The 25,266-nt window shown below is 72.0% G+C and carries 25 protein-coding genes; 16 read left to right on the plus strand and 9 right to left on the minus strand.

All coding sequences use genetic code 11. The features are described from left to right. Window positions 1–14: 14 nt before the first annotated feature. From DI272_RS12280 to DI272_RS12300, 5 genes are all read left to right on the plus strand, one after another. Window positions 15–815, plus strand: a complete 801-nt coding sequence (locus tag DI272_RS12280; RefSeq protein ID WP_109495400.1) for a slipin family protein — start codon at window positions 15–17, stop codon at window positions 813–815. Between the two features lie 91 nt (window positions 816–906). Beyond that, complete coding sequence (locus tag DI272_RS12285) at window positions 907–2,274, plus strand: PhoX family protein (protein WP_109495401.1); 1,368 nt, start codon at window positions 907–909, stop codon at window positions 2,272–2,274. Window positions 2,275–2,392: 118 nt separating this feature from the next. Next, on the plus strand, window positions 2,393–3,271 hold the full coding sequence (locus DI272_RS12290; protein ID WP_109495402.1) for a PPK2 family polyphosphate kinase: 879 nt from the start codon (window positions 2,393–2,395) through the stop codon (window positions 3,269–3,271). Window positions 3,272–3,341: 70 nt separating this feature from the next. Next, on the plus strand, window positions 3,342–4,184 hold the full coding sequence (locus DI272_RS12295; RefSeq protein ID WP_109495403.1) for a polysaccharide deacetylase family protein: 843 nt from the start codon (window positions 3,342–3,344) through the stop codon (window positions 4,182–4,184). A gap of 9 nt (window positions 4,185–4,193) precedes the next feature. Beyond that, complete coding sequence (locus tag DI272_RS12300; protein ID WP_109495404.1) at window positions 4,194–4,373, plus strand: hypothetical protein; 180 nt, start codon at window positions 4,194–4,196, stop codon at window positions 4,371–4,373. On the opposite strand, the gene DI272_RS12305 is transcribed toward DI272_RS12300, so the two are convergent. Further along, a complete protein-coding gene (locus DI272_RS12305; protein WP_109495405.1) occupies window positions 4,365–5,036 on the minus strand; it encodes an ABC transporter in 672 nt (223 codons plus the stop codon). The two genes, DI272_RS12300 and DI272_RS12305, sit on opposite strands and share 9 nt — an antisense overlap. After that, window positions 5,033–5,902 carry an ABC transporter ATP-binding protein gene (locus DI272_RS12310; protein ID WP_109495406.1) on the minus strand — a complete coding sequence of 290 codons (870 nt, stop codon included), beginning with the start codon at window positions 5,900–5,902 and terminating at the stop codon, window positions 5,033–5,035. Before DI272_RS12310 ends, DI272_RS12305 begins: the two co-directional genes overlap by 4 nt. 55 nt (window positions 5,903–5,957) lie before the next feature. Here DI272_RS12310 and DI272_RS12315 point away from each other — a divergent pair, with 55 nt between their 5' ends. The 5 genes from DI272_RS12315 (at window position 5,958) to DI272_RS12335 (ending at window position 11,678) form a co-directional block, all read left to right on the plus strand. Then, window positions 5,958–6,653, plus strand: a complete 696-nt coding sequence (locus DI272_RS12315) for a peptidyl-tRNA hydrolase (RefSeq protein WP_109495407.1) — start codon at window positions 5,958–5,960, stop codon at window positions 6,651–6,653. A gap of 232 nt (window positions 6,654–6,885) precedes the next feature. Continuing rightward, window positions 6,886–8,205, plus strand: coding sequence for a DUF692 domain-containing protein (locus tag DI272_RS12320; protein ID WP_109495408.1), 1,320 nt, complete (start codon window positions 6,886–6,888; stop codon window positions 8,203–8,205). A gap of 117 nt (window positions 8,206–8,322) precedes the next feature. Continuing rightward, the gene (locus DI272_RS12325) at window positions 8,323–9,102 is read left to right on the plus strand and encodes a DUF4142 domain-containing protein (protein WP_109495409.1); all 780 of its coding nucleotides are present in this window, start codon (window positions 8,323–8,325) and stop codon (window positions 9,100–9,102) included. A 99-nt stretch (window positions 9,103–9,201) separates the two neighbouring features. Further along, window positions 9,202–10,002, plus strand: a complete 801-nt coding sequence (locus DI272_RS12330) for a TIGR04222 domain-containing membrane protein (protein WP_109495410.1) — start codon at window positions 9,202–9,204, stop codon at window positions 10,000–10,002. A 98-nt stretch (window positions 10,003–10,100) separates the two neighbouring features. After that, entirely contained in the window at window positions 10,101–11,678 is a 1,578-nt protein-coding gene (locus DI272_RS12335; protein ID WP_109495411.1) for an alpha/beta hydrolase, read from the plus strand. Here the strand turns inward: DI272_RS12335 and hemQ are convergent, their stop codons facing one another. Together hemQ and hemG are read right to left on the minus strand one after the other, a co-directional pair. After that, window positions 11,679–12,410 (minus strand): hydrogen peroxide-dependent heme synthase, encoded by a 732-nt coding sequence (gene hemQ, locus DI272_RS12340; protein WP_109495412.1) that lies wholly within the window; start codon window positions 12,408–12,410, stop codon window positions 11,679–11,681. It lies immediately after the preceding gene. Between the two features lie 5 nt (window positions 12,411–12,415). Next, window positions 12,416–13,867, minus strand: a complete 1,452-nt coding sequence (hemG, locus tag DI272_RS12345) for a protoporphyrinogen oxidase (protein WP_109495413.1) — start codon at window positions 13,865–13,867, stop codon at window positions 12,416–12,418. 157 nt (window positions 13,868–14,024) lie between these two features. Between hemG and DI272_RS12350 the strand changes: the two genes are divergently transcribed. Then, window positions 14,025–14,999, plus strand: coding sequence for a DUF4349 domain-containing protein (locus DI272_RS12350; RefSeq protein ID WP_109495414.1), 975 nt, complete (start codon window positions 14,025–14,027; stop codon window positions 14,997–14,999). Window positions 15,000–15,026: 27 nt separating this feature from the next. Continuing rightward, on the plus strand, window positions 15,027–16,409 hold the full coding sequence (locus DI272_RS12355) for an FAD-dependent oxidoreductase (RefSeq protein WP_109495415.1): 1,383 nt from the start codon (window positions 15,027–15,029) through the stop codon (window positions 16,407–16,409). Here the strand turns inward: DI272_RS12355 and DI272_RS12360 are convergent. Further along, window positions 16,406–16,741, minus strand: a complete 336-nt coding sequence (locus DI272_RS12360; protein WP_109495416.1) for a hypothetical protein — start codon at window positions 16,739–16,741, stop codon at window positions 16,406–16,408. The genes DI272_RS12355 and DI272_RS12360 overlap by 4 nt on opposite strands. 104 nt (window positions 16,742–16,845) lie before the next feature. Between DI272_RS12360 and DI272_RS12365 the strand changes: the two genes are divergently transcribed. Continuing rightward, complete coding sequence (locus DI272_RS12365; RefSeq protein ID WP_109495417.1) at window positions 16,846–17,664, plus strand: rhomboid family intramembrane serine protease; 819 nt, start codon at window positions 16,846–16,848, stop codon at window positions 17,662–17,664. 1 nt (window position 17,665) lies between these two features. Here the strand turns inward: DI272_RS12365 and hemE are convergent, their stop codons facing one another. Next, complete coding sequence (hemE, locus tag DI272_RS12370; protein ID WP_109495418.1) at window positions 17,666–18,721, minus strand: uroporphyrinogen decarboxylase; 1,056 nt, start codon at window positions 18,719–18,721, stop codon at window positions 17,666–17,668. Window positions 18,722–18,850: 129 nt separating this feature from the next. Here hemE and DI272_RS12375 point away from each other — a divergent pair, with 129 nt between their 5' ends. The 3 genes from DI272_RS12375 to DI272_RS12385 all read left to right on the plus strand — a co-directional run bounded on the left by DI272_RS12375 (window position 18,851) and on the right by DI272_RS12385 (window position 21,974). Then, complete coding sequence (locus DI272_RS12375; RefSeq protein ID WP_109495419.1) at window positions 18,851–19,519, plus strand: DUF3000 domain-containing protein; 669 nt, start codon at window positions 18,851–18,853, stop codon at window positions 19,517–19,519. Window positions 19,520–19,781: 262 nt separating this feature from the next. Continuing rightward, window positions 19,782–20,444, plus strand: a complete 663-nt coding sequence (locus DI272_RS12380; RefSeq protein WP_059195623.1) for a response regulator transcription factor — start codon at window positions 19,782–19,784, stop codon at window positions 20,442–20,444. A gap of 201 nt (window positions 20,445–20,645) precedes the next feature. Further along, a complete protein-coding gene (locus tag DI272_RS12385; protein ID WP_109495420.1) occupies window positions 20,646–21,974 on the plus strand; it encodes a ribonuclease D in 1,329 nt (442 codons plus the stop codon). A gap of 80 nt (window positions 21,975–22,054) precedes the next feature. Here the strand turns inward: DI272_RS12385 and DI272_RS12390 are convergent, their stop codons facing one another. The 3 genes from DI272_RS12390 to DI272_RS12400 are packed head-to-tail and all read right to left on the minus strand — an operon-like array spanning window position 22,055 to window position 25,142. After that, entirely contained in the window at window positions 22,055–22,885 is an 831-nt protein-coding gene (locus DI272_RS12390; protein ID WP_109495421.1) for a carbohydrate ABC transporter permease, read from the minus strand. Then, complete coding sequence (locus tag DI272_RS12395) at window positions 22,882–23,829, minus strand: carbohydrate ABC transporter permease (RefSeq protein ID WP_109495422.1); 948 nt, start codon at window positions 23,827–23,829, stop codon at window positions 22,882–22,884. Before DI272_RS12395 ends, DI272_RS12390 begins: the two co-directional genes overlap by 4 nt. Next, window positions 23,829–25,142, minus strand: a complete 1,314-nt coding sequence (locus tag DI272_RS12400; protein WP_109500810.1) for an ABC transporter substrate-binding protein — start codon at window positions 25,140–25,142, stop codon at window positions 23,829–23,831. Before DI272_RS12400 ends, DI272_RS12395 begins: the two co-directional genes overlap by 1 nt. Window positions 25,143–25,266: the final 124 nt, after the last annotated feature.

Genomic DNA, 25,266 nt, shown 5'->3' on the forward strand with positions numbered 1-25,266 from the left:
CCGAGGGGGTCGTCATGCTCCAGGAGCTGCTGACCGCGGCCGTGGCGGCCGGGTCCGCCGGGGTGGTCTACGTCGCCGCCGGGGCCCGGGTCGTCAAGCAGTACGAGCGCGGGGTGGTCTTCCGGCTCGGCCGGCTGCTGGACGACGTACGGGAGCCGGGGTTCACGATGGTGGTGCCGTTCGTGGACCGGATGCACAAGGTCAACCTCCAGATCGTCACGCTGCCGGTGCCCGCGCAGGAGGGCATCACCCGGGACAACGTGACGGTGCGCGTGGACGCGGTCGTCTACTTCCGGGTGGTCGACGCGGCGAGCGCGCTCGTCAAGGTCGAGGACTACAAGTTCGCGGTCTCCCAGATGGCCCAGACGTCCCTGCGCTCGATCATCGGCAAGAGCGAACTGGACGACCTGCTGTCCAACCGCGAGAAGCTCAACGAGGGCCTGGAGCTGATGATCGACAGCCCGGCCGTCGGCTGGGGTGTGCAGGTCGACCGCGTCGAGATCAAGGACGTGTCGCTGCCGGACGCGATGAAGCGCTCCATGGCCCGGCAGGCGGAGGCCGACCGCGAGCGCCGCGCGCGCATCATCAACGCCGATGCCGAACTCCAGGCGTCCAAGAAGCTCGCCGAGGCCGCCAAGGAGATGTCCGAGCAGCCCGCCGCGCTCCAGTTGCGGCTGCTGCAGACGGTCGTGGCGGTCGCCGCCGAGAAGAACTCCACGCTCGTGCTGCCCTTCCCGGTGGAGCTGCTGCGCTTCCTGGAGAAGGCACAGGAGCACCCCTCGGGCCCTCCTCCGGGCGGCCCTTCCGGCGCGTGACACGTCTACGCGCGTGGTTCCCGGACCTCGTCGCAGGTGATAGACACAGCGGAGTCACAGTCCTGTCCGCCAGCAGGAAGGTTGCTCCGCCATGTCCGCAACACGACGTCAGATCCTGGCCCGCACGGGCGCCTTGGGGGCGGGCATCGCCTTCACGGGAGCCCTCTCCGAACTCTTCACGGGCACCGCCGCGGCGCAGTCCCTCGGCCACACCGGCTACGGACCGCTGGTTCCCGACCCGGACGGTCTGCTCGATCTGCCGGAAGGTTTCCGCTACCGGGTTCTCTCCCGCGAGGGCGACCAGCTCCGCTCCGGCGAAGGCCCGGTCCCCTCCAACCACGACGGCATGGCGGCCTTCGCCGGCAGACACGGCCGCACCCACCTGGTCCGCAACCACGAGAACCGGGTCACCGGCAAGGTCCCGGTCCCGACGATCGACGGCCTGACCTACGACCCGATGGGCAAGGGCGGCTGTACGGCGCTGACCCTGGACGCCCACAACAACGTCCTGTCGGAGCGCGTCGCCATCGCCGGTACGGCCGTCAACTGCGCGGGCGGGCCCACCCCTTGGGGCACCTGGCTGACGTGCGAGGAGACCGAGGACAAGGCCGGTACCAACGGCTACACCAAGGACCACGGCTTCATCTTCGAGGTGGACGGGGCGGACCCGCGGCGCTCGGGCGCGGTACCCCTGACGGCGATGGGCCGCTTCCAGCACGAGGCGATCGCGGTCGACCCCAGGCGCGGCATCGTCTACGAGACGGAGGACGCGTTCCTCAAGCCGTTCGGCCTGTTCTACCGCTTCCTGCCCCACCAGCCGCTGGGCGGCCCCGGTTCCCTGCGCGCGGGCGGCCGGCTCCAGGCGATGCGCGTCCCCGGCGTGCCCGACCTGTCCTCGATCCAGGAGACGGGCGCCTGCTTCGAGGGCATCGAGTGGGTCGACGTACCGGACCCGCTCGCCGCCCAGACCCCCGTCCGCCTCCAGGACTTCGGCCCGAAGGGCATCACGCACGCGCAGAAGCTGGAGGGCTGCTACTGGGGCGGGAGCTGCGTGTACTTCGTCTCCTCCTTCGCCCACAGCGCGGAGGGTTCGGCGGCGGACCACTACGGGCAGATCTGGCGCTACGACCCCGCCGCGCGCCGCCTCACCCTGGTGATCGTGTTCGGCCCGGACACCGACGTCCAGCTCCCCGGCGAGTCCCCCGACAACATCTGCCTGGCCCCCAGCGGCGGCCTCATGGTCTGCGAGGACGGCAACGGGGCCCAGCACGTGTTCGGGGTGACCCGGAAGGGCGAGGTCTACGCGATGGCCCGCAACGCGCAGAACATCGGGACGGAGGAGGAGCCGGAGTGGGGTGAGTTCGCGGGGGTCACCTTCTCCCCGGACGGCCGGACCATGTTCGTCAACTGCTACACCCCCGGGACCACGTTCGCCGTGACGGGGCCCTGGCGGCGGTAGGGCGGCGGGCGAGCCATGCCCGGGGAGTCGGTCATCCGCGTTCCCCGGGCACCCCGGCTGGCGGCCCCTCCCCGCCGGGCGCACGATCGAGGGACCACCGGACCGGAAGGGGTGCGCCGTGGCCAGGAAGAGGTCCAGGGGAGCCAAGAAGGAACCGAGCCTCAGCAAGCTGCTCCGCGTGCCGGACGGCGGGAAGCGGGTCGACCTCGCTTCCTTCGACACCCGGGCGACCCCCGGCGGCCCGGAGGACAAGAAGGCGGGCCTGGCCGGGATCGAACAGATGGGTGAGCGCCTGGCCGACCTCCAGGAACGCCTGTGGGCGGCGAGCACGGCGGGCGACCGGCGGCGCGTCCTGCTGGTCCTCCAGGGCATGGACACCAGTGGCAAGGGCGGCACGGTCAAGCACGTCATCGGCCTGCTGAACCCCTCCGGCTGCCGCATCAAGGCGTTCAAGGCCCCGACCCGCGAGGAGCGCAAGCACCCGTTCCTGTGGCGCATCCGCCAGGCGCTCCCCGCCCCCGGCGAGATCGGCATCTTCGACCGCTCCCACTACGAGGACGTCCTCATCGCCCGCGTCCGCAACCTCGCCCCGCGCTCCGAGGTCACCCGCCGCTACGCCCGGATCAACCGCTTCGAGGAGTCCCTCGCCCAGAACGACGTGACCGTCATCAAGTGCTTCCTGCACATCTCCTACGACGAACAGCGCGCCCGCCTCCTCGAACGCCTCGACCGCCCGGACAAGCACTGGAAGTTCAACCCCGGCGACATCGACGAGCGCGCGCTGTGGCCCGCCTACCAGGAGGCGTACGAACTCGCCCTGCGCCGCTGCTCCACCGCGAAAGCCCCCTGGTACGTGATCCCGGCCGACCGCAAGTGGTACCGGAACTGGGCGGTCAGCCGCCTCCTCCTGGAACACCTGGAGGCACTGGACCCGCAGTACCCGAAGGCCGACTTCGACGTCGAGGAGTGCCGGGAGAGGCTGCTGGAGGACGTCTGAACGGGGCGTCGGGCGGGCACACCGTGCGGCGGTCCGAAAATCATCCGATTCACCCCGTTATGTTCATGCGGTGATCATTCGAGTACGACAAGTCGCCGCCGTCTGCGCGATCGGAGCCGCCCTCACCGCCTGCGGCGCCACCCCCGAGGCACCCCGTACCAAGCCCGCTCACCCGGCCCGCTCCGCCGCCCCCTCGCACCCCCCGACCCTCGCCCCCGGCCCCGCCGGCCTCACGCCCGTCTTCAAGCACGGCCCCCGCACCCGGGACAAGGCCGTCGCCCTCACCTTCGACGCCGACATGACGGCCGACCAGGGGGCGCGGGCGGCAGCGGGCGAGCACTTCGACAACCCTTCGCTCATCGCGGCGCTGCGGGGGCTGAAGGTGCCCGCGACCGTGTTCATGACCGGGCGATGGGCCGAGGAGTACCCGGCCGAGGCCCGCTCGATCGGGCGGGACCCGCTCTTCGAGGTCGCGAACCACTCGTACAGCCACTACGCCTTCACCGGCGACTGCTACGGGCTGCCAAGGGTGTCCGAGGACCGTATGCGCTCCGACGTCGAGCGCGCGTACACCGCCTTCCGCAGGGCGGGAGTGCCGGACGCGATGCCGTACTTCCGCTTCCCCGGCGGCTGCTACGACCGTACGGCGCTCAAGGCGCTCAGCCCGGCCGGTGTCACGGCCGTGCAGTGGGACGTGGTGAGCGGGGACGCCTTCGCGACGGATGCGGACGCCGTGGCGTCGCAGGTCCTCGACGGCGTCCGGCCCGGTTCCGTCGTGGTCATGCACTGCACCCGCAGTGCCGCCCCGGCCACCGAGCGCGCGGTGCGCCGGATCGTGCCGGAGCTGCGCGCCCGGGGCTACCGGTTCGTGAAGGTCTCCGAGCTGATCGGGGCAAAAGGCGGGCCGTCCTAGGCTGGAGGCATGAGCGAGGACTACTGCACGATCCGCGAGGTCCCGAAACCGCCCGTCGCCGAGAGGCCGCCATACGCGGAGTGCGTGCTGTGCCGGAAGCCGACGGAGTACCCGGAGGCCTACAAGGGGATCACTCTGTGCCCGGTCTGCGAGTGGCAAGAGGCACAGCGCACCGCCTGTTCAGGGTGAGCGGCGGGAGGTGAGCGCGCACGCCACGGCCAGCGCCCCGGCCGTGACCAGGGCCGCCGCCGCGAACGGCAGCAGCGGCAGCGGAACCGTCCCCTTCCGGGAGCCCGTGACCAGTCCGCTGACCGCCGCATGGGCCGGGGAACCGGTCACCACGACCGACAGCAGGGCCGCGAACAGCATGGCGGGCACCGCCCGGCCCGGTGAGCGCAGCAGCGGCCAGGTGGTGAGCGCGCCGACGGCCGTGCCGAGCAGCGCGCAGGCCAGCACCGCGAGCAGTCCGGACCCGCCGGCCGGGAACCTCGGCACCCGGATCTGGTGGTCGGAGCTCACCGGGTCGCTGATCAGCGTCACGAGCAAGGTCGCGACCGTGCCGAGCGCCGCCGCGCCGGCCAGCGCCACCAGCAGCGCGGCGAGATGCGCGCGGGCGGGACCGGCGGCGGCGCAGACACAGGCCCGGGCCGCGGGCGGCTCGCCGGAGACACAGATCCGCACCAGCCAGGCGGCCACCGGCAGCAGCGCGGCGGCCGTGTAGCCGAGGGAGTCGAGGACCGGCTGCCCGCTCTGCACACCGACGCCGAGGAACACGGCGTACAGGATGACCGGCGGCAGCCAGCGCTGCGAGCGCACGAGCAGGGCGGCCTGGTAGCGGAGCAGCGCGGTCATCGGCCGCCTCTCTGTGTCTCGTGGCGCACGCTCACCACATGCCAGGGCCGGCGGGCCGTCAGCAGGGTGCGCAACAGGACGTCCGAGTGGGACGCGGGGACGGTGATCCGATACGCGCCGGGCGCGGTCTCCTCGACCGAGACCGCCGTACGGTGCGCCCCCTCCGGCAGCCCTCCGCCCACCGGGCCCTGGGCCTCGACGACAGCGTACGGGCCGGTGGCCGCCGGGCCGGAGGACGTGGGCGCCGTACGACGTTCGAGGCGTCCCTCGCGTACGGCGTGCACCGCGTCGGTCGCGTCCGCGAGGCGCTGCGGGTCATGGTCGACGAACACCACCGCCCCGCCGGCCGCGGTGCGTTCGGCGACGGCCCGTTCCAGTTCGGCGCGGGCGCCCGTGTCGAGGCCGGTCCACGCCTCGTCCAGGACGAGCAGTTCCGGTTCGGCGAGCAGGGCCTGCGCGACGGCGACCTTCTGGCTGCTGCCCTTGGACAGCTGGGCCATGGGGGTGCGGGCGTAGGAGGCGGCACCGAAGCGGTCCAGCCAGTCGGCGGCGGCGCGGCGGGCCGACGGTTGGGACAGGCCGTGGATCCGGCCGAGGTGGGTGAGGTAGCCGTGCGGGGTGAAGGGGAGGGCGGAGGGGAAGCGCTCGGGGACGTAGGCGGTGCGGGGGCGGCCGGTGACGCGGCCCTCCGTGGGGGCGTCCAGACGGGCCAGTACGCGCAGGAGGGTGGACTTGCCGCTGCCGTTCTCCCCTTCCACGCGGGTCAGGGTGCCCGGCGCTATGACCAGGTTGACGCCGCGTAACACCCAGGGGCCGCGCAGGCCGTAGCGGCGGCCGATGTCGTCCAGCCGCAGATCGCGTTCCATGGGGGAAATGATGTCCCCTCGGGCGGCCCCTCGGGTGTCCCCTTAGGGTGGCCGGGTGAACGCCAGTCCTTTCGCCTCCGACGTCAATCCGCGCGACGAGGCTCCTCAGTTCGTCCTGCCTCTGGTCGTACGCATCGAGCGTGCCGATCCTCCCGCCCGTACCGACGCCCTGGAGACCGCCGCCCGCGCCGTGCTGCTCATTCTCAGCGACGAGCGGTCGCTCGGCGAGGGCGAGTGGGCCCAGGCGATGCGGGACTGGCAGGACGCCCGCATCCGCAAGGTCGTGCGGCGGGCCCGGGGCGCCGAGTGGCGCAGGGCCGGGGCGCTGCCCGGGATCACGGTCACCGGGAAGTCGGCGGAGGTGCGGGTCTTCCCGCCGGTACCGCTCGACGGGTGGCCGAAGGAGCTGGCCAGGCTCCAGGTGTCCGGCACCGATCTCGACGACCCGGAGGCTCCCGTGGACGCCGGTCCCGGGGTGCCCGTGCTGTGGATGAGCCCCGACCTCGACATGTCCGCCGGCAAGGCGATGGCGCAGGCGGGGCACGGCGCGCAACTCGCCTGGTGGGAACTGCCGGAGGAGCAGCGAACGGCCTGGCGGGACGCCGGTTTCCCGCTCGCCGTACGCACGGCCGAGCCCGCGCGGTGGCCTGAACTCGTCTCCAGCGGGCTGCCGTTGGTACGGGACGCGGGCTTCACGGAGATCGCGCCCGGTTCCTGCACCGTCGTGGCCGATCATCCGGCGCTGCGGTGAGCCGGGGTGCCGGACGGGGCGGGGGCCTGTCCGGCGGGGTACCGGAGGCCTCGTGAGCAACCGGCCGCGAGGCGGCCGGAACCTCAAATGTTGCTCTGAAGACGCAGGGACGTGGTTCGGGCCGGGCCCCGGGGGCCATACCCCCGTCACACGGGATCGGCAGGGCGTCGAAGGAGACGGCACGGCGGGCACCTGAGGAAGCCGCTCGACGAGGGGACGGGGGACGGGGACGATGAAGCGACTGGGAACGGGAATCGGCTGGCGGCCGGAGATCGCGGACGCCGTGGAGCGCATGCCGGGCATCGACTGGGTCGAGGTCGTGGCCGAGAACACCTGCCCCGGCCATCTGCCGGCGTCGCTGCGGCGGCTGCGGGAGCGCGGGGTGACCGTGGTCCCGCACGGTGTCTCGCTCGGTCTCGGCGGCGCCGACCGACCGGACGAGAGCCGCCTGACGGCCCTCGCCGAGCGCGCCACCGCCCTGGGGTCCCCCCTGGTCACCGAGCACATCGCGTTCGTGCGGGCGGGCGGCCCCCTGACCGCCTCCCCCCGCCTGGAGGCCGGCCACCTGCTGCCGGTCCCGCGCACCCGCGACGCCCTCGACGTGCTGTGCGAGAACGTCCGCATCGCCCAGGCCGCGCTGCCCGTGCCGCTCGCCGTGGAGAACATCGCCGCGCTGATCTCCTGGCCGGGCGAGGAGCTGACCGAGGGCCAGTTCCTTTACGAGCTGGCCGACCGTACCGGCGTACGGCTGCTCATCGACGTCGCCAACCTGCACACCAACCACGTCAACCGCGGCGAGGACCCGGCCGCGGCCCTCGCCGATCTGCCCCTGGAGGCCATCGCCTACGTCCATGTGGCGGGCGGCTTCGAACGGGACGGCGTCTGGCACGACAGCCACGCCCACCCGGTCCCCCGCCCGGTCCTCGACATCCTGACCGACCTCGCGTCCCGGGTGTCACCGCCGGGGGTCCTGCTGGAACGTGACGAGAACTTCCCGGAACCGGCCGAGCTGGAGGGGGAGTTGGCGGCGATCCGGGGGGCGGTGGAAAAAGGGCGGGAGCAGGGGCCGCCGGCGGCGCGGGAGGTCCGTACGGCATCCGCCGACCGGACCCCTGACCTCCCCGACACCACCCCCACCCGCCAGCGCCTCGCCCTCGCGCAGACCGCGCTGCTGTCCGCCCTCGTCGCCGGGACCCCCGTGCCCGAGGGGTTCGACCGGGTGCGGCTCGGGGTGCAGGCGCGGGCGCTGGCCGGGAAGCGGGCGGACGTCGTGGCGAAGGTCGCGCCCGAACTGCCGGTGATCCTCGGCACGGAGTACCGGGCCGCGTTCCTCGGCTACGCCCACGCGCACCCGATGACCGGCGGGTACCGCAGGGACGCGCTGGACTTCGCCGGTCACCTGCTGCAGGCGGGGGCAGGGGCGGTGCGCGACGGGCGGGCGCTGGCCGAGGTGCGGGAGTGGTGGCTGGAGCGGTCGGGGTCCCGGCCTCGCTCCCACCGGCCCGGCGTACGGCTGGCGCGGGCGACGCGTCGGGTGCTGCTGCGGCGCTGAGCGGCGACCGCACGGTCCGGGTTCTCCCTGCACGGCAGTCGGCGTGGACCGCGCAGTAACATGCCGACAGCGCACCCGAGTCGCACTGGCGTGCGGTGCTGCGAAGCAGGAGGCACCATGCGACCCCGACCCCCCGTCACCGGCCGAGGCATCTTCAGTGGCACCGGGCTGATCATCACCGGCCTGGCGGCGACACTGGCGGCCCTGGTCTTCCCGATCTGGTCGTACGCCGACCGTTCCGGGACGGGGGCGGACGTACTCGACGCCCAGACCGTGTCGACGGATTACGGGCCGTTGTCCGCGCTCGACCGGGAGTTCGTCACCAAGGTCCGCCTCGCCGGACTGTGGGAACTGCCGGCCGGGCAGCAGGCCCTGCAGAAGGGCACGACCCAGGCGGTGCGGTCGGCGGGGCAGCACCTCGTCGAGGGGCACACGTTCCTCGACGAGCGGGTGCGCGACGTGGCCTCGCGGCTCGGCCTCGCCCTCCCCGACGAGCCCAACGACCAGCAGCGGCAATGGCTCGCCACCCTGAGCTCGGCCCAAGGCGTCGAGTACGACCGGCAGTTCGCCAATATCCTGCGGCTGGCGCACGGCAAGGTCTTCTCGGTCGTCGCCGAGGTGCGGGCCACCACCCGCAACTCCCTGGTGCGCGCCCTCGCCGACGACGCGAACACGACCGTCCTCGACCACATCAAGGTCCTGGAGGCCACCGGGTACGTCGACTGGGACGCCCTGGCCCAGGAGATGGCCAGGGGCAGCACTCCCCCGCTCACCCGGCCCCCCGGCCCGCCCGGCCCGACGACCGACCCGAGCCCGGCCGTCCCGGTCACGCCGTCGGCGTCCCCGACGTACTCACTGCCCCCGCCCGCCACCAGCCCGCCACCGAGCGCACCCTAGACGGCCCCGCCCAAACGGAACATCACGCCCCGGCAACGCTCCGTCCGGATTGTGAACAAGGCATGGCGCCTTCGCGACCGGTTCGCATAGAACAGCGTCATGTTCTGGGTCCTTCTCCTCCTGCTGGCCTGGGCCGCCGCCGGTACCGCGTGCACCCGGTTGTGCCTGGCCGCCGTACGTGCTGCGGCCGTGGAATCGGAAGAAGTGGCCGCGGGCCGCGGGCATGATCTGACGCTGTACGAGGCGGCGTTCCTGTCCGGCGGCCCCCGGCGGGTCGCCGACCTCACCATGGTCTCGATGGCGCGCCAGCGCCGGCTGCTCCTCGCGCACACCGGCTGGGCGACGGTCGTCGACCCGCGCGGCCGGGACGAGATCGAGCGCTCCGTCATCGGGGCCATCGGTCCGGAGGGCCAGTCCCGCATCACCCCGGCACGGGACGCCGCGGCCGGCGCGGCCCCGGTGCGCGGCCTCGCCGACCGGCTGGTCCGCGCGGGTCTCGCCGTGCCGGACGGGGCGCGTACGACGGTGGCGGCGGCGGTGCGCCAGGTGCAGCTCGCCTCGCTGGCCGTCCTCGCGCTGGGCGCGACCGCGCTGCTGACGCCCGCCCCGTCGGAGATGCCGCGCCAGCTGATCGCCCTCTGGTTCGCGCTGCCTCTCGCGCTGACGCTGAGCTGCCTGGCCATCGCCCGCATCGAGGTCCACCCGTACTCGCGCTGGGCCTCCCCCGCCGGCCAGCGGCTCCTCGGCGCCCTCGCCCGCCGCACCGGGGGCGGCGACGACCGCACGTACCTCACCACCGTCGCCGTACGGGGCGTCCACGCGGTCGGTGAGCCGGATCTGCGCGCGGCCTTCGCCGACCGTGAGCAGCACTGGCGCGCCGGGCACACCAGGGGCGCATAGGGGGCATTGGCGCCGACACCGGCCGGGCGGTGCTTGCCTTCGCCGGCAACCGAACGAAACATCCCTTCTGTTGCTGCCGTGCACCGAAGGGATACGCGATGAGAGCCCCCGCCCTCTACTCGGCCGCAGGATCCTTGCTCCTGACCGCCCTCACCGCTGTCCCGGCCGGTGGCGCCACGGCCGTTCCCGGCGCGGCCGAGCTGCGCGGCACCACGACGGCCGCCGCCCGCGCCGAGGCGGCCGGCATCGACTTCGCCGAGTGCCCCGACGCGGAGGACCTGCCGGCCGCGATGGAGTGCGGCACGGTCACCGTCCCGCTCGACTACGCGCACCCCGACGGCAAGCAGATCAAGCTCACCGTGAGCCGGGTCCGGGCCACCCAGAAGGACCCGCACAACAGCAAGCGCAAGGTCCCCAGGCAGGGCTCCCTGGTCTACAACCCGGGCGGCCCCGGCGCCTCCGGCATGTACTTCCCGCTCATCGGCTACGTGCCCGAGTGGAAGCGGCTCGCGGCGGCGTACGACCTCGTCGGCTACGCCCCGCGCGGTGTCGGCCGCTCCGCGCCGCTGTCCTGCCAGGACCCCCAGCACTTCCTCAAGGGGCCCTCACCGGCGCCGACGCACCCCTCGGAGTCGTACAAGCAGGAGCGCATCGCCGAGGCGAAGGCGTACGCCCGCGGCTGCGCGAAGCGGAACGGCGCCGCCCTGCGGCATTACACCTCGCTCAACAACGCCCGCGACCTCGACGTCCTGCGCGCCGCGCTGGGCGAGGAGAAGCTGACGTTCATGGGCGCCTCGTACGGCACCTACTTCGGGGCGCTGTACGCGACCCTGTTCCCCTCCCATGTGCGGCGGATGGTGTTCGACGCGGCGGTGAACCCGGACCCGGAGCAGATCTGGTACCGCAACAACCTCGACCAGTCGGCCGCGTTCGAGGGCCGCTGGGCGGACTTCCGGGAGTGGATCGCCAAGCACGACAAGGTGTACGGGCTCGGCGACACGGCCGAGAAGGTGCAGCGCAGCTACGACCGGGCGGCGGCCCAGCTGGCGGCGGAACCGGCAGGCGGGAAGGTCGGGCCCGGGCAGTTGCAGGGGGCGTTCCTGACCGCCGGGTACTACGACGACTACTGGCCGCACCGGGCCGAGGCGCTGTCGGCCTACCTGAAGGGCGACCCGAAGCAGCTGATCCAGCAGGCGGGGCCGCATCCGGAGGCGGCGAAGGAGGCGGAGAACTCCAACGCGGTGTACACGGCCGTCGAGTGCAACGATGCGTCCTGGCCGACGGACTGGAAGGTGTGGGACCGGGACAACACGCGGCTCGCGCGAGTGGCGCCGTTCGAGACGTGGGACAACGTGTGGGTGAACCTGCCCTGCGCGTACTGGCAGGCGCCGCGGCAGGAGCCGCTGGACGTGCGGACGGGGCCGGGTGAGCTGCCGTCGACGTTGATCCTGGCCGCGGAGCGGGATGCGGCGGCGCCCTACGACGGGGCGCTGGAACTGCACCGGCGGCTGTCCGGGTCGGTGCTGGTGACCGAGCGGGACGCCGGGACGCACGGCATCGCGGGCGGGCCGAACCGGTGCGTCAACGGGTACGTGGACGCGTACCTGTTGGAGGGCCGGCTCCCGGTGCGGCGCGCGGCCTGCGCACCGCACCCGGAGCCCCGGCCCCGGGGCTGATCAGGCCAGACCGGCGACCAGGTCCCCGATGTCCTTGCGGCGGCCTGTGAAGAAGGGGACCTCCTCGCGGACGTGCATACGGGCCTCCGACGCGCGCAGGTGACGCATGAGGTCGACGATGCGGTAGAGCTCGTCGGCCTCGAAGGCCAGCAGCCACTCGTAGTCGCCCAGGGAGAAGGAGGCGACCGTGTTGGCTCGGACGTCGGGGTAGCCGCGGGCCATCTTGCCGTGGTCGGCGAGCATGCGGCGACGGTCCTCGTCGGGCAGCAGGTACCAGTCGTAGGAGCGCACGAAGGGGTAGACGCTGACGTAGTTGCGCGGCGTCTCGTCGGCGAGGAACGCCGGGATGTGCGAGCGGTTGAACTCGGCGGGGCGGTGCAGCGCCATGTTGGACCACACCGGCGTGAGGGCGCGGCCCAGCTTGGTGCGGCGGAAGAGGTTGTACGCCTCCTGGAGCTGGTCGGCGGTCTCGGCGTGCCACCAGATCATGAGGTCGGCGTCGGCGCGCAGGCCGGACACGTCGTAGGTGCCGCGGACGGTGACGTCCTTGGCGGCGAGCTGGTCGAACAGCTCCTGGACCTCGTCGGCGTAGCCCGCGCGGTCCTCGGGGAGGACGTCCTTCAGCTGGAAGACGGACCAGAGCGTGTAACGGATGACCTCGTTCAGGTCCTTGGCCAGCTTGCCCTTGTTCGGGATCCGGCCGGCCTCGGGGGTGGGGGCTTCGTTGCTCATGGTCCTTATTCTCCTGCTCCTCCGTGCAGACTCTGCACCGGGTTGGCGGTGAGCTCCTGCACACCGCGGTCGTCGCCGTACACCTGGTCCACCGCGGCGTAGGCGCTCGCGATGCAGGCGGGGATGCCGACGCCGTCGTACTGCGCTCCGCAGACGGCGATGCCGGGAAGCTTGGCCACGTGGTCGCGGATGCGGGCCACGCGCGCGTGGTGGCCGACGGGGTACTGGGGCAGACCGTCGGTCCAGCGGGTGACGCGGGTTTCGAGGGGGCGGGCGTCGAGGCCGGTGGCCTGGCGGAGGTCGTGGCGGGAGACCTCGACGAGGTCGGCGTCCTCGCGCTCCAGGATCGCCGTCTCGCCGTAACGGCCGACGGAGGTGCGCAGGACGACGACGTCCGGGTTCTCGTCGGCGATCCAGCCCCACTTCCGGGAGGCGAACGTGGACGCCTTGATGGTGCGGCCGTCGACGGGCGGCACCAGGAAGCCGCTGCCCGCCGGGAGGTCGGTGTCGGCGCGGTGGTAGGCGAGGGTGACCAGGGCCATGGAGGCGTACTCGACGCCGGCCAGCTCGGCGGCGGCCCCGGGGGACTCGCCGCGCAGCAGGTCGGCGGCGGCCGGGGCGGGGACCGCGACGATCACGGAGTCGGCGTGCAGGGTCCGGTCGCCGGTGACGACCCGCCAGCCCCCGGCGCCTTCGCGGCGCAGCCCGGTGACGGGCGCGCCGGTGACGATCTCGCCGCCGCGCGCGCGGACCGACTCGGCGACGGCGAGCGGGAGGCTGCCGACGCCGCCCCGGAGGCCCATGAAGACCGGGCCCGTCTGCTGGTGGGCGGCGGCCCTGGCCTGGATGTCGCGGACGGCCTCGGTGAGCGAGGTGTGGGTCTTCGCCGCCTGGAACAGCTGCGGGACCGCCGAGCGCATCGAGATGCGGTAGGCGTCGCCCGCGTACACCCCGCCGAGGAGGGGTTCGATGAGCCGGTCGACGACCTCGCGGCCGAGCCGCGCGGCGACGTACTCGCCCACCGCCACGTCGTCGCCGATCTCGGTGCGCGGCAGGTCGGCGTCGCGTTCGATGCGGGCGAGGCCCTCCTCGGACAGGACGCCCCCGAGGGCGGCGGCGGTGCCGGGGACACCCATCACATGGCCCTTGGGCATGGGGCGCAGGGCGCCGCGGGTCCAGATCGAGGCGGTGGCGGTGGCGGGCGGCTGGAGACGCTCGGTGAGGCCCACCTCACGGGCGAGGCCGACGGCCTCCGGTCTGCGGGCCAGCATCGACTCCGCGCCGAGGTCCACGCGCGCGCCGGCGATCTCGCCGGGCAGCAGCTTGCCGCCGACGCGGCCGGACGCCTCCAGCACGGTCACCCGTGCCCCGCGCTGGAGCAGCCGGTGCGCCGCGGCCAGTCCCGCGATGCCGGCTCCGATGACGACGACGTGCCCCGTCGTGGCTGATCCGCTCATGGCTCCACCCTCTCAGACGCCACCGACACCGAGGCCAGGGACCTTTGGCCCTTCCGAGTCCCGACCGTGACCCCATCGGAACCGCCCCGGCCCAACGTCGCGGGGCGCCCGCGCGTCGAAGGAGCGTCAGTCGTCAGCACCCTCGGGGGGCAAGCCCATGCACGCACGACGTTCCGCACGACCGGTCCGGGCCCTGACGGGCATCCTGCTGGCCGCCGCACTGGCCCTGGCCGGCTGCTCCGGCTCCGGCTCCGACTCCTCCGACGGCAGTTCCGGCAGCGACAGCGCCGCGCTGACGGACGCGAAGGAGGCCGCCCCGGGCGGCGCCGCCGACAGCGGCAGCGGCGGCAGGCAGGCGAGCAGCGCGCCCAGCCTCCCGGTGAGCCGCATCATCCGCACGGCCGCCCTGACCGTGCAGGTCAAGAACGTGCCCAAGGCCCTCGACAGGGCCCGCACCACCGCCGAGAACGCGGGCGGCTACGTCGGCAAGGAGTCCACCTTCCGGGACGCGGGCGGCGCCGAGGAGACGCAGGTGACGCTGCGGGTGCCCGTCGACCGGTACGAGGAGGTGCTGGCCGACCTGGAGGGCGCGGGCAAGCTGCTGGAGCGCTCGGCGAAGGCGCAGGACGTCACCGACCAGGTAGTCGACGTGGAGAGCCGTATCAGGACGCAGCGGGCGAGCGTGGCCCGCATCCGTGAGCTGATGGACCGGGCCACCAAGCTGAGCGATGTGGTCACCCTGGAGGGGGAACTGAGCACGCGTCAGGCCGATCTGGAGGCGCTGCTGGCCCGCCAGGCGTCCCTGAAGGACCGCACGAGCCTGGCCACCATCACGCTGTCGCTGTCCGAGAAGCCGGTGGCGAAGGCCGCCGAGGACGACGATCCGGGAGTCATGGACGCCCTGTCGGGCGGCTGGGACGCGTTCGTGACGATGCTGCGGTGGTTCGTGGTGGCGCTGGCCGCGGTGCTTCCCTTCGCCGCGGTGGCGGCGCTGCTCCTGCTGGCGTGGCTGCGCCTGCTCCGGCCCCGGCGGTCGCGCCGCCCGGCCCCGGCGAGCGCGACGAGCGCCATGGGCCCTCTCCCGGTCGCCCGTCCCGTCCCCGGGGAGGAGCAGAACGGCGAACGGGACTGAAATGCCCGCTCCACGTAGCGTGTTCGCATGAGCATGAGCGCTGCGAGGGAACGACTGGTCGTGATCGGCGGCGACGCCGCGGGGATGTCCGCGGCGTCGCAGGCCCGCCGCATGAAGGGGCCCGGCGCACTGGAGATCGTGGCGTTCGAGCGGGGGCACTTCACGTCCTTCTCGGCCTGCGGCATCCCGTACTGGGTGGGCGGCGACGTCGAGGAGCGGGACGAGCTGATCGCCCGGACGCCGCAGGAGCACCGGGCGCGGGACATCGACCTGCGCATGCGCACGGAGGTCACGGAGATCGACGTGGCCGGGCAGCGGGTACGCGCGCGTGACGTCGAGTCCGGGGCCGAGTCCTGGACGTCGTACGACAAACTCGTGATCGCGACCGGCGCCCGTCCCGTCCGGCCGGAGATGCCGGGGGCCAACGCGCCCGGTGTCCATGGGGTGCAGACCCTGGACGACGGTCAGGCGCTGCTCGACACGCTGGCACGCACGCGTGGGCGCAGGGCGGTGGTGGTCGGCGCCGGTTACATCGGCGTCGAGATGGCCGAGGCGCTCATCAACCGCGGCTACGAGGTGACGGTCGTCAACCGCGGCAGCGAGCCGATGTCGACCCTCGACCCGGACATGGGCCGCCTGGTGCACGAGGCGATGGAGGGCCTCGGCATCACCATGGTCAACGATGCCGCGGTCACCAAGGTCCTCACCGGCGCCGACGGCCGGGTGCGCGCGGTGGCCACGGAGGGCGCCGAGTACCCGGCGGACGTGGTGGTGCTGGGCATCGGCGTCCGGCCGGAGACCTCGCTGGCCGGGGCGGCGGGGCTGCCGCTGGGGCGGCACGGCGGGCTGCTGACCGACCTGGCCATGCGGGTGCGCGGGCACGAGAACATCTGGGCGGGCGGCGACTGCGTGGAGGTCCTCGACCTGGTCTCCGGCCAGGAGCGGCACATCGCGCTCGGCACCCACGCCAACAAGCACGGCCAGGTCATCGGCGCCAACGTGGGCGGCGGTTACGCGACCTTCCCCGGGGTGGTCGGCACGGCGGTGAGCAAGGTCTGCGACCTGGAGATCGCCCGCACCGGTCTGCGCGAGAAGGACGCGCGCCGGGTCGGCCTCCAGTACGAGACGGTCACCATCGAGTCCACGTCCCGCGCGGGCTACTACCCCGGCGCCTCCCCCATGACGGTGAAGATGCTCGCCGAACGCCGCACGGGCCGGCTGCTGGGCGTGCAGATCGTCGGGAGGGAGGGCGCGGGCAAGCGGGTGGACATCGCGGCGGTGGCGTTGACGGCCGGGATGACGGTGGAGCAGATGACGGCCCTGGACCTGGGCTACGCCCCACCGTTCAGCCCGGTGTGGGACCCGGTGCTGGTGGCGGCCCGCAAGGCCGCCAAGGCGGTGCTGAGTTAGGCGCCGGTGCCGTTGATCCGCTCGATGGCCTGCCGGGCCTGCTCCGCCGGGGGCCGCGGCAGCGAGGACACGGACGCGCTCGCGGGCACGGCGGAGGGCACGGCGGGGGGCTGTTCGCCCGCGGGCTTGGCATGGGCGGCCGAGGCCCGGGACGACCGCAGCCGATGGCTCACCGCCTCGTCCAGCGTCACCGGCCGCTGCATCTGCGCGGCCAGCCGCCCGGCATCCTGGCCCAGTCGGGCGACGTCCTCCCAGGGCAGCCGCAGCACGACGGCGAGCTCGGCCTCGCCGTCGGGCAGCGCGTGGAGCGGAGGAGTAACTCGGTCGTTCATCGCCTGTTCCTCACGTCGGTTGAGAACTCATACGCACGCGCGCGTGCGGGTGTTCACCGGGCGCGGGACCGATTCACGGTCCGTATCGGGGGCACATTCCCCTTGTGGTCATCCCCGTCCATGACGTGAACCCGGTGCGCCGCACCCCTGTGGTGACGTATGCGCTCATCGCCGCGAACGTGCTGGTCTTCCTGTACACGCCCGGCCTGGCCGGCTCCGTGGCGGGTGACAGCAGCCTGTCCCAGCTCTGCCATCTGCAGGCGTTCCTGGACCATTACGCCGCGGTGCCGCAGGAGCTGATCCACCAGCAGCTGCCCCGGCTGGTGCCCACCGGTGACGTGGGTCCGGGCGGCAGGGGCTGCGTGGTGGGCCCGCCGGGCTACGACAAGTCGCCGTTCGTGTCGGTGTTCACCGCGATGTTCCTGCACGGCGGCTGGCTGCACCTGCTGGGCAACATGCTGTTCCTGATGATCTTCGGCAACAACGTCGAGGACCGCATGGGCCATGTGCGCTTCGCGCTGTTCTACGTCGTCTGCGGCTACGCGGCGTCGTACGGCTTCGCGCTCCTCAACGACGACTCCGGCGACCCGCTGATCGGCGCGTCCGGCGCCATCGCGGGGGTGCTGGGCGCCTATCTGGTGCTGTATCCGAAGGCCAGGGTGTGGGTGCTCGTGCCGTTCCTGGTCTTCCTGCCACTCAGGCTGCCGGCCTGGCTGGTACTGGGCTTCTGGTTCGTGCTCCAGGCCGTCTACTCGTCCGGCGAGGGCGTCTCGGACGCGGGGACGGTGGCGTACGCGGCGCACATCGTGGGCTTCCTGGTGGGCATGCTGCTCGCCTGGCCGCTCAAGGCGGGTACGACCCCGCCGCCGGAACCGCGCGGCCTGCTGTTCGGCAGGAAGGCGCGGCCCCGGCACACGTGGTAGGTCAGCGGGCCGTCTGCGTGTGGACGTACTCCACGAGCCGGGTCAGCGCGTCCGGGTCGGTGGACGGCATGACGCCGTGGCCGAGGTTGAAGACGTGGCCCTCCAGGTCCTTCGCCGTCTCCAGGACCTCGCGGGTCTTGGCCTCGACGGCGTCGGTGCCGGCGAACAGGACGGTCGGGTCGAGGTTGCCCTGGAGCGCCTTGCCGGGGCCGACCCGGCGGACGGCCTCGTCGAGCGGGACGCGCCAGTCGACGCCGACGACGTCCGCGCCGGCCTCGCCCATGAGACCGAGCAGCTCACCGGTGCCGACACCGAAGTGGATGCGCGGGACGCCGTAGGGCTCGACGGCCCGGAAGACCTTCGCGGAGGCGGCCATCACCGAGCGGCGGTAGTCGACGGGGGCGAGGGCGCCGGCCCAGGAGTCGAAGAGCTGCACGGCGGAGGCACCCGCCTCGATCTGCACCTTGAGGAAGGCGGCCGTGATGTCGGCGAGGCGGTCCAGCAGGTCGGCCCAGAGCTCCGGGTCGCCGTACATCATCGCCTTGGCGTTCTCGTACGTGCGCGACGGGCCGCCCTCGACGAGGTAACTCGCGAGGGTGAAAGGCGCGCCCGCGAAACCGATGAGCGGGGTGGCGCCGAGCTCGGCGGTCAGCAGGCCGATGGCCTCGGTGACGTAGGAGACGTCCTCGGGGGTGAGGTCGCGCAGCTGGGCCAGGTCGGCACGGGTGCGGATGGGCTTCTCGACGACCGGGCCGACGCCGGGCTTGATGTCGAGGTCGATGCCGATGGCCTTGAGCGGGACGACGATGTCGCTGAAGTAGATCGCCGCGTCCACGTTGTGCCGGCGGACCGGCTGGAGGGTGATCTCGGTGACCAGCTCGGGCCGCATGCAGGACTCGAGCATCGGGACGCCCTCGCGGACCTTGCGGTACTCCGGCAGTGAGCGCCCGGCCTGCCGCATGAACCACACGGGCGTGTGCGGCACGGGCTCGCGCCGGCAGGCCTTGAGGAAGGCGGAGTCGTACGTGGCGGACGGCGGCGTCTGGTTAGCACTCACGTCGGCAAGTTTCGCACGGCTCCACGGGTGCCGAGCGCCCGGTGCCGGCGGCGGGCCGCTCGTGACGTGCCGCCCGTTGTCCGGGTGTCTAGGCCCGCACCGGGGCCCGGTTCCCCTTAACCTTCCGGCATGGCTGCGGCTCAAGGACGACTGTCGGACGGCACTGGCGGAATGGACGACGCGAAGGAGGGGGACCGGGATACGAGCGGTGAGGCTCCGCTGCCCTTCCGGGCCGCCGTCGACGCGCTGCGGGCCGCGCGGCTCAGGCCGCAGATCGAGGTGGAGCCGACACGGGCCCCGCAGCGGCTCGCGCCGTTCGCGTACGCGCTGGAGGCGACGGTCGTCGACGGCGACCAGGACCTGGCGGACGGCCGGCTGGTGCTGCTGCACGACCCGGACGGGCACGACGCCTGGCGGGGTACCTTCCGGCTGGTGACGCTGGTGCGCGCGGAGCTGGAGCCGGAGATGGCGGCCGATCCGCTGCTGCCGGACGTGTGCTGGTCGTGGCTGACCGGCGCGCTCCAGGCGCGCGGGCTGGCCTGCGGGGAGCCGAGCGGCACGGTCACCCGGGCCAGCTCCCACTACTTCGGCGGTCTCGCCGAACGTCCGGCGGCCTCGCAGATCGAGATCCGGGCCTCCTGGACGCCCCGCGAGGGGCTGGGCGGGGTGCCGGACACGGCGGGTCATCTGGCGTCCTGGTGCGATCTGCTGGCGCAGGTCGCGGGGCTGCCGCCGGCCGGTCCGGGCGACGCGTCGGTGGTGACGCTGCCGCAGCGGCGCGGGCCGCAGTCGCGCTGACCGTCACCTTCGGCCTCACTCGTTCGGGCGCAGGGACTGTGCCGTGGCTTGGCCGTCGCTTGGTCATCACTTTGTCGATACGGCCACTTTCAGTCGAGAGTGATCTCTCGAACGAACCGATTCGTTCACCGAACGATCGACCACACGTCCGAATTGCACTAATTGTTACTCACTAGATCGTGATCATTCTCTAAAGGACTCGAGATCCGGTGCCGAAGACGACTGTGACCTTCCAAGTCGTCCCCGCACTCCAGGAGGCCTGGTGTCCGTTCTTCTCGAGCAGCCCGCAAGCCTGGTCGCCTACCGCCCGAACAAGCCCACCGCGATGGTGGTCGTGGCCGACCCGCGCGTCCGCTCCACCGTCACCCGCCACCTGTGGGCGCTCGGTGTGCGCGATGTCATCGAGGCCTCGTCCGTCGCGGAGGCTCGTCCCCGCATCGGCAACCCCCGCGACATCTGTGTCGCCGACGTCCACCTGCCCGACGGCTCCGGCCTGACCCTCCTGTCGGAGACCCGCGCGGCAGGCTGGCCCAACGGCCTCGCCCTCTCCGCCGCCGACGACATCGGCGCCGTCCGCAACGCCCTCGCGGGCGGGGTCAAGGGCTACGTCGTCACCGGCACCCGCACCAACGTCGGGCTCCCCACCCGGCCCGGTGCCGCCCCCATCGGATCCCGCGCCGCCGGGATGCACCGCCGCCCCCCGGGTGCCCCGAGCCACCCGGGCGGCTACCGCGAGCTGTCCGGCCGTGAGGTCGAGGTGCTGCGGCTGGTGGCGGAGGGTCAGTCGAACAAGGCCATCGGCGTCTCGATGGGCCTGTCCGCACTGACCGTCAAGAGCCACCTCGCCCGCATCGCCCGCAAGCTCGGCACGGGCGACCGCGCCGGGATGGTGGCGGTGGCGCTGCGCACCGGCATCATCCACTGAGGTACCCACCGAGCCATCCCCTCCGCCCCCACCGATTCCCCCACCGACTCCCCCCGCGATTCCCCTTGAGGGTGCCCCGCCCTCGTCGTTCACGGACGTGAACCAGACCTTTCCCCGTACTGACTGGTTTACGACCCCCAGGTGCCCGTCGACGGAACGTTCCGTCGGCGGGCGCTGTCCATCCACGGATACCCTTGACAGGTGACCGACGCCCAAGACACCGCAGCAGACAGCTCACTGCGAACCACCGGAGGCGCCCCTCCGGACGACGGCGGATCTTCTGTTACGGGGGCGCCGAACCCTGAACCGGGACCCGAAGCCGGTCCTGAACCCGGCCCTGAGCCGGTTCCGCTCCTGGAACCGCGCGAGGGCATTCCGCCCGTGATCGCGGACGAGACCGCCCTGGCCGAGATGATCGCCGCGTTCGCCGCCGGCTCCGGCCCTGTCGCCGTCGACGCCGAGCGCGCCTCCGGCTACCGCTACGGACAGCGCGCCTACCTCGTCCAGCTGCGCCGCGAAGGCGCCGGCAGCGCGCTGATCGACCCCGTGGCCTGCCCCGACCTCTCGGGGCTCGGCGAGGCCCTCTCCGGTGTGGAGTGGGTGCTGCACGCCGCCACCCAGGACCTGCCCTGTCTCCGCGAGATAGGCATGGTGCCGACCTCGCTGTTCGACACCGAGCTGGCCGGACGGCTCGCCGGGTTCCCCCGGGTCGGGCTCGGCGCGATGGTCGAGGGCGTCCTGGGCTTCGTCCTGGAGAAGGGACACTCCGCGGTCGACTGGTCGACCCGGCCGCTGCCCGAGCCCTGGCTGCGCTACGCCGCGCTGGACGTGGAACTCCTCGTCGACCTGCGGGACGCCCTGGAGAAGGAGCTGGACCGGCAGGGGAAGCTGGAGTGGGCGCGGCAGGAGTTCGACGCGATCGCGGCCGCGCCGCCCGCGGAGCCGCGCAAGGACCCCTGGCGGCGGACGTCCGGGATGCACAAGGTGCGGCGGCGCCGGCAGCTGGCCGTCGTGCGGGAGCTGTGGCAGACCCGCGACCGGATCGCGCAGCGGCGCGATGTGTCGCCGGGCAAGGTGCTGTCGGACGCGGCCATCGTGGAGGCGGCTCTCTCCCTTCCGGCCAACGTTCATGTGCTGGCCGGGCTGAGCGGGTTCGGGCAGCGGATGGGGCGGCGGCAGCTGGAGCAGTGGCAGGCGGCCGTGGACCGGGCCAAGGCGCTGCCCGAGGCGCAGTTGCCTGCGCCTGGGCAGCCGGTGACGGGACCGCCGCCGCCGCGGGCCTGGGCCGACAAGGATCCGGCCGCGGCTGCTCGGTTGTCCGCGGCCCGGGCGGGAGTGTCCGCCCTGGCCGAGCGGCTCAATATGCCTCAGGAGAACCTGATCACCCCGGATACCGTTCGGCGGGTTTGCTGGGAGCCGCCGAAGGTGGTGGACCTGGGGTCTGTCGGGGATGCGTTGAGCGGGCACGGGGCTCGGGCTTGGCAGGTCGAGTTGGTTGCGCCGGTTCTGGTGAGCGCGCTGTCCGCCTAGGCGCCGCGGGGGAACTGTCGCATCGCGAGTGACGGTTCGTCGTGGCTCGTCGCGCAGTTCCCCGCGCCCCTGAAGGCCCTTTATCTGGTCGCGCCCTTCGTGAAGCCGTTGTAGATGTAGCGCTGCAGCGCCAGGAAGACGATCAGCGTCGGCAGGATGACGACGATGGCTCCTGCCGAGATCGTCTCCCAGTGGGCGCCGTACGGGCCCTTGAAGCGGAACAGGGACGTCGAGATCACGCCAAGATCCTGCGACGGCATGTAGAGGAACGGGATGTAGAAGTCGTTGTAGACGGTGATCCCCTTCACGATCACGACCGTGGCGATGGCCGGTTTCAGGAGCGGGAAGATGATCTTGCGGTAGATCGTGAAGGCGTTGGCGCCGTCCAGTCGGGCCGACTCGTCCAGGGAGACCGGGATCGAGCGGACGAACTGGAGGAAGATGTAGATCGAGACGATGTCGGTGCCCATGTACAGGGCGATGGGCGCCCACAACGTGTCGAACATGCCGAAGCCGTTGACGATCTGGAAGGTCGCGACCTGGGTGGTGACGCCCGGGACCAGGGCCGCCAGCAGGAACAGGGCCACGACCAGTTTCTTGAAGCGGAACGTGAAGCGGTCGATCGCGTACGCCGTCATCGAACCGATCAGGACCGTACCGGCGATGGCGAACACCAGGATGAAGGCCGTGTGGCCGAAGGCCGAGAGCATGCGGCCGTCCTGGAACGCGGTGACGTAGTTGTGGAAGTTCAGCGGGTCGTCGGGGAGGGTCAGGGCGCCGCTGCCGCCCGTCATCTCCTTGTCCGTCTTCAGGGACGTCAGGAAGACCACGCCCAGCGGGAGCAGGACGACGAGGGTCGCGAGGGCGAGCGACACGTACACGAGCGTGCGGGCCACGGCGCGGCGGGTCATACCAGGTCCACCTTGTCGTCGGGGACGAGCCGGCGCTGGATCCAGGTCACCAGCAGGATGATCAGCAGCAGCACCAGGGCGGCGGCCGAGGCCAGGCCCGTCTTGTTGAACTGGAAGGCCAGCTTCACCGTCTGGATCACGAAGGTCTCGGTGCCGGTCGCGCCGCCCGTCATGATGTACGGGATCTCGAAGGCGGACAGTGAGCCCGAGACCGACAGGATGACGGTCAGGGTCAGGACCGGCTTGATGCCCGGCGCGATGATGTGGCGGAACTGGTGCCAGCGGTTCGCTCCGTCCAGTTCGGCCGCCTCGTACAACTCCCCCGGGATCGACTGGATCGCGCCGAGGAACAGGACGAAGTTCAGGCCCAGATAGCGCCAGACCGAGACGGCGGCCAGGGAGGAGTTGGCGGAGAACGGCGTGCCCAGCCAGGCGTGGTCGGAGTGGTGGCCGAACAGGGCCAGGACCGAGTCGAGGGTGCCGCCGTCCTGGAAGAAGTAGAGGAAGACGAAACCGATCGCCACCCCGTTGATCAGGTACGGGAAGAACAGCACGCCCTTGAAGAAGTTCCGGAAGCGGACGTTGAAGCTGAGGATCGTCGCGAAGTACAGGGCCATGACGATCTGGATCGCCGAGGCGACCAGGTAGTAGCCGCTGACGAAGAAGACCTCGAACAGCTCGGGGCGGGTGAAGAGTTCGGTGTAGTTCTCCACGCCCGTGTAGTGCAGTTCGGGGCTCACGCCGTCCCAGTCGGTGAAGCTGTACGCGACCATGTTGACGATCGGCGCGTAGGTGAAGGTGACCAGGAGGGCGAGGGGGGCGACCAGGAAGATCCAGGGGGTCAGGTGCCGCCACATCCGGGCCCGGCGGGGGGCCGGAGCCGGTACCGGGGTGTCCCGTACCGGCTCCTTCGTGACGGACACCCTTGCGGTGGTGTCCGTCATCAGGACCCCATGTTCTTCTGGGTCTCGGTCCACCTCTGGCCCAGGCTCTTCAGGTAGTCGTCGAGGGTGCCCTTCTTGGCGCCGCGCGCCAGGTCCACCAACTCCTGCCGGTAGTCGGGGGTGTTGATGCCGACCTCGGACTCCGTGTCGATCGCCTTGACCTCGGCGCCCTTGCTGTCGTCCAGTTCGATGAGCTTGACGCCGTGCTCCTCGTACGGCTTCAGCACGGTCGGCATCGGCGCGTCCTTCAGCGGGGAGATCGCCAGGTTGTCGTCGGCGTAGCCGGACTTGTCGGTGAACCAGTCGAGCCAGGCGCGGGCGGCTTCCTTGTACCGGGAGTGGACATTGATGCCCTGGTTGTAGTCCGGGCCGACGGTGGCGCAGAACTTGCCGCCGGTCTGGGCCGGGAAGGGCATGAAGCCGATGTCGTCCGGGTTCACCCCGGCCTTCTTCGCGGCGTCCTGGAACTGGATGATCGCCCAGGTGCCGAGCCACTGTGTGGCGATCTCTCCCTTGGCCAACCGGCCCTTGGAGGCTTCCCAGTTGGAGGTGGTCGGGTCCTTCTCCGCCAGGCCCTCGTGGACGATGTCGTACAGGAGCGTGTCGCCCACGCGCAGGTCGGCACCCTCGGCCCAGGGGTTGCCCTCGGCGATCTCGGTGGTGGCCCGGGGGTCGCAGTGGACCGTGCCGTTGACGAAGGTCCAGGAGGTGAGGGTCCAGCCGGCGGCGAAGTTGGTGTAGTAGGGGGTCGCGTCGGTCCTGGACTTGATGGCCTTGAGGTCGGTGAGGAACTCGTCCGGGGTGGTGGGCCAGTCGGTGACGCCGGCCTCCTTCCAGACCCGCTTGTTGTAGACGAAGCCCGGCATCACGCCGTCGGCGGTCTGGCCGTAGACCTTGCCGTCGACAGCGGTGTAGTCGGTGAACCGGTACTTCTTGCTGCGCTCCGCGACCGTGCCCAGCGAGGCGAAGAACTTGGGGTAGTCGCTCTTCTTGATGACCCCCGGGATCATCAGGACGTCCCCGTAGTTCTCCGTGTTCATCCGGATCTTGACCTCGGCCTCGTAGTTCGTGAGGGCCTCGAACTTGACCTTGACCTTCGGGTAGATCTTGTTGAACTCGGCGGCGTACTTGTCCATCGTGCCGTCCTGCACGAGGTCGGTGCGCACGGTGAGGACCTTGATGGTGCCGGTGACCTTGGCCGGGTCGTCGGGCGCCTTGGCGTCGGCGCCTTTCGAGGTGCCTCCGGTACCGGTGCAGCCGGCGGCCAGCAGGGCGGATCCCACGGCCAGGGCGAGGATGTGACGGCGGTTCATGTGCATCAGCTCCGCTCTCGGGACGTTCACGGGACGGACGAGCACGTGCGGGTGGTGGCGCATGGCAGCGCGCGTCGCGGTGCATGGCCATGCGGTTGGCTGGTTCGGTACTCTGACAACGTTT

Origin of the sequence: Streptomyces sp. Act143 (genome assembly GCF_003143935.1) — a bacterium.
Classification (GTDB): Bacteria; Actinomycetota; Actinomycetes; order Streptomycetales; family Streptomycetaceae; genus Streptomyces.

Bases quoted from the DNA above. Each gene is read 5' to 3' on its own strand.
- DI272_RS12400 (WP_109500810.1), bottom strand. From the start codon at position 25,142: ATGAACCGCCGTCACATCCTCGCCCTGGCCGTGGGATCCGCCCTGCTG.
- DI272_RS12390 (WP_109495421.1), bottom strand. From the start codon at position 22,885: ATGACCCGCCGCGCCGTGGCCCGCACGCTCGTGTACGTGTCGCTCGCC.
- hemG (WP_109495413.1), bottom strand. From the start codon at position 13,867: ATGAGCGGATCAGCCACGACGGGGCACGTCGTCGTCATCGGAGCCGGC.
- DI272_RS12285 (WP_109495401.1), top strand. From the start codon at position 907: ATGTCCGCAACACGACGTCAGATCCTGGCCCGCACGGGCGCCTTGGGG.
- DI272_RS12395 (WP_109495422.1), bottom strand. From the start codon at position 23,829: ATGACGGACACCACCGCAAGGGTGTCCGTCACGAAGGAGCCGGTACGG.
- DI272_RS12355 (WP_109495415.1), top strand. From the start codon at position 15,027: ATGAGCATGAGCGCTGCGAGGGAACGACTGGTCGTGATCGGCGGCGAC.
- hemQ (WP_109495412.1), bottom strand. From the start codon at position 12,410: ATGAGCAACGAAGCCCCCACCCCCGAGGCCGGCCGGATCCCGAACAAG.
- DI272_RS12320 (WP_109495408.1), top strand. From the start codon at position 6,886: ATGAAGCGACTGGGAACGGGAATCGGCTGGCGGCCGGAGATCGCGGAC.
- DI272_RS12335 (WP_109495411.1), top strand. From the start codon at position 10,101: ATGAGAGCCCCCGCCCTCTACTCGGCCGCAGGATCCTTGCTCCTGACC.
- DI272_RS12325 (WP_109495409.1), top strand. From the start codon at position 8,323: ATGCGACCCCGACCCCCCGTCACCGGCCGAGGCATCTTCAGTGGCACC.
- DI272_RS12300 (WP_109495404.1), top strand. From the start codon at position 4,194: ATGAGCGAGGACTACTGCACGATCCGCGAGGTCCCGAAACCGCCCGTC.
- DI272_RS12310 (WP_109495406.1), bottom strand. From the start codon at position 5,902: ATGGAACGCGATCTGCGGCTGGACGACATCGGCCGCCGCTACGGCCTG.
- DI272_RS12305 (WP_109495405.1), bottom strand. From the start codon at position 5,036: ATGACCGCGCTGCTCCGCTACCAGGCCGCCCTGCTCGTGCGCTCGCAG.
- DI272_RS12350 (WP_109495414.1), top strand. From the start codon at position 14,025: ATGCACGCACGACGTTCCGCACGACCGGTCCGGGCCCTGACGGGCATC.
- DI272_RS12375 (WP_109495419.1), top strand. From the start codon at position 18,851: ATGGCTGCGGCTCAAGGACGACTGTCGGACGGCACTGGCGGAATGGAC.
- DI272_RS12360 (WP_109495416.1), bottom strand. From the start codon at position 16,741: ATGAACGACCGAGTTACTCCTCCGCTCCACGCGCTGCCCGACGGCGAG.
- DI272_RS12330 (WP_109495410.1), top strand. From the start codon at position 9,202: ATGTTCTGGGTCCTTCTCCTCCTGCTGGCCTGGGCCGCCGCCGGTACC.
- DI272_RS12280 (WP_109495400.1), top strand. From the start codon at position 15: ATGCTCCAGGAGCTGCTGACCGCGGCCGTGGCGGCCGGGTCCGCCGGG.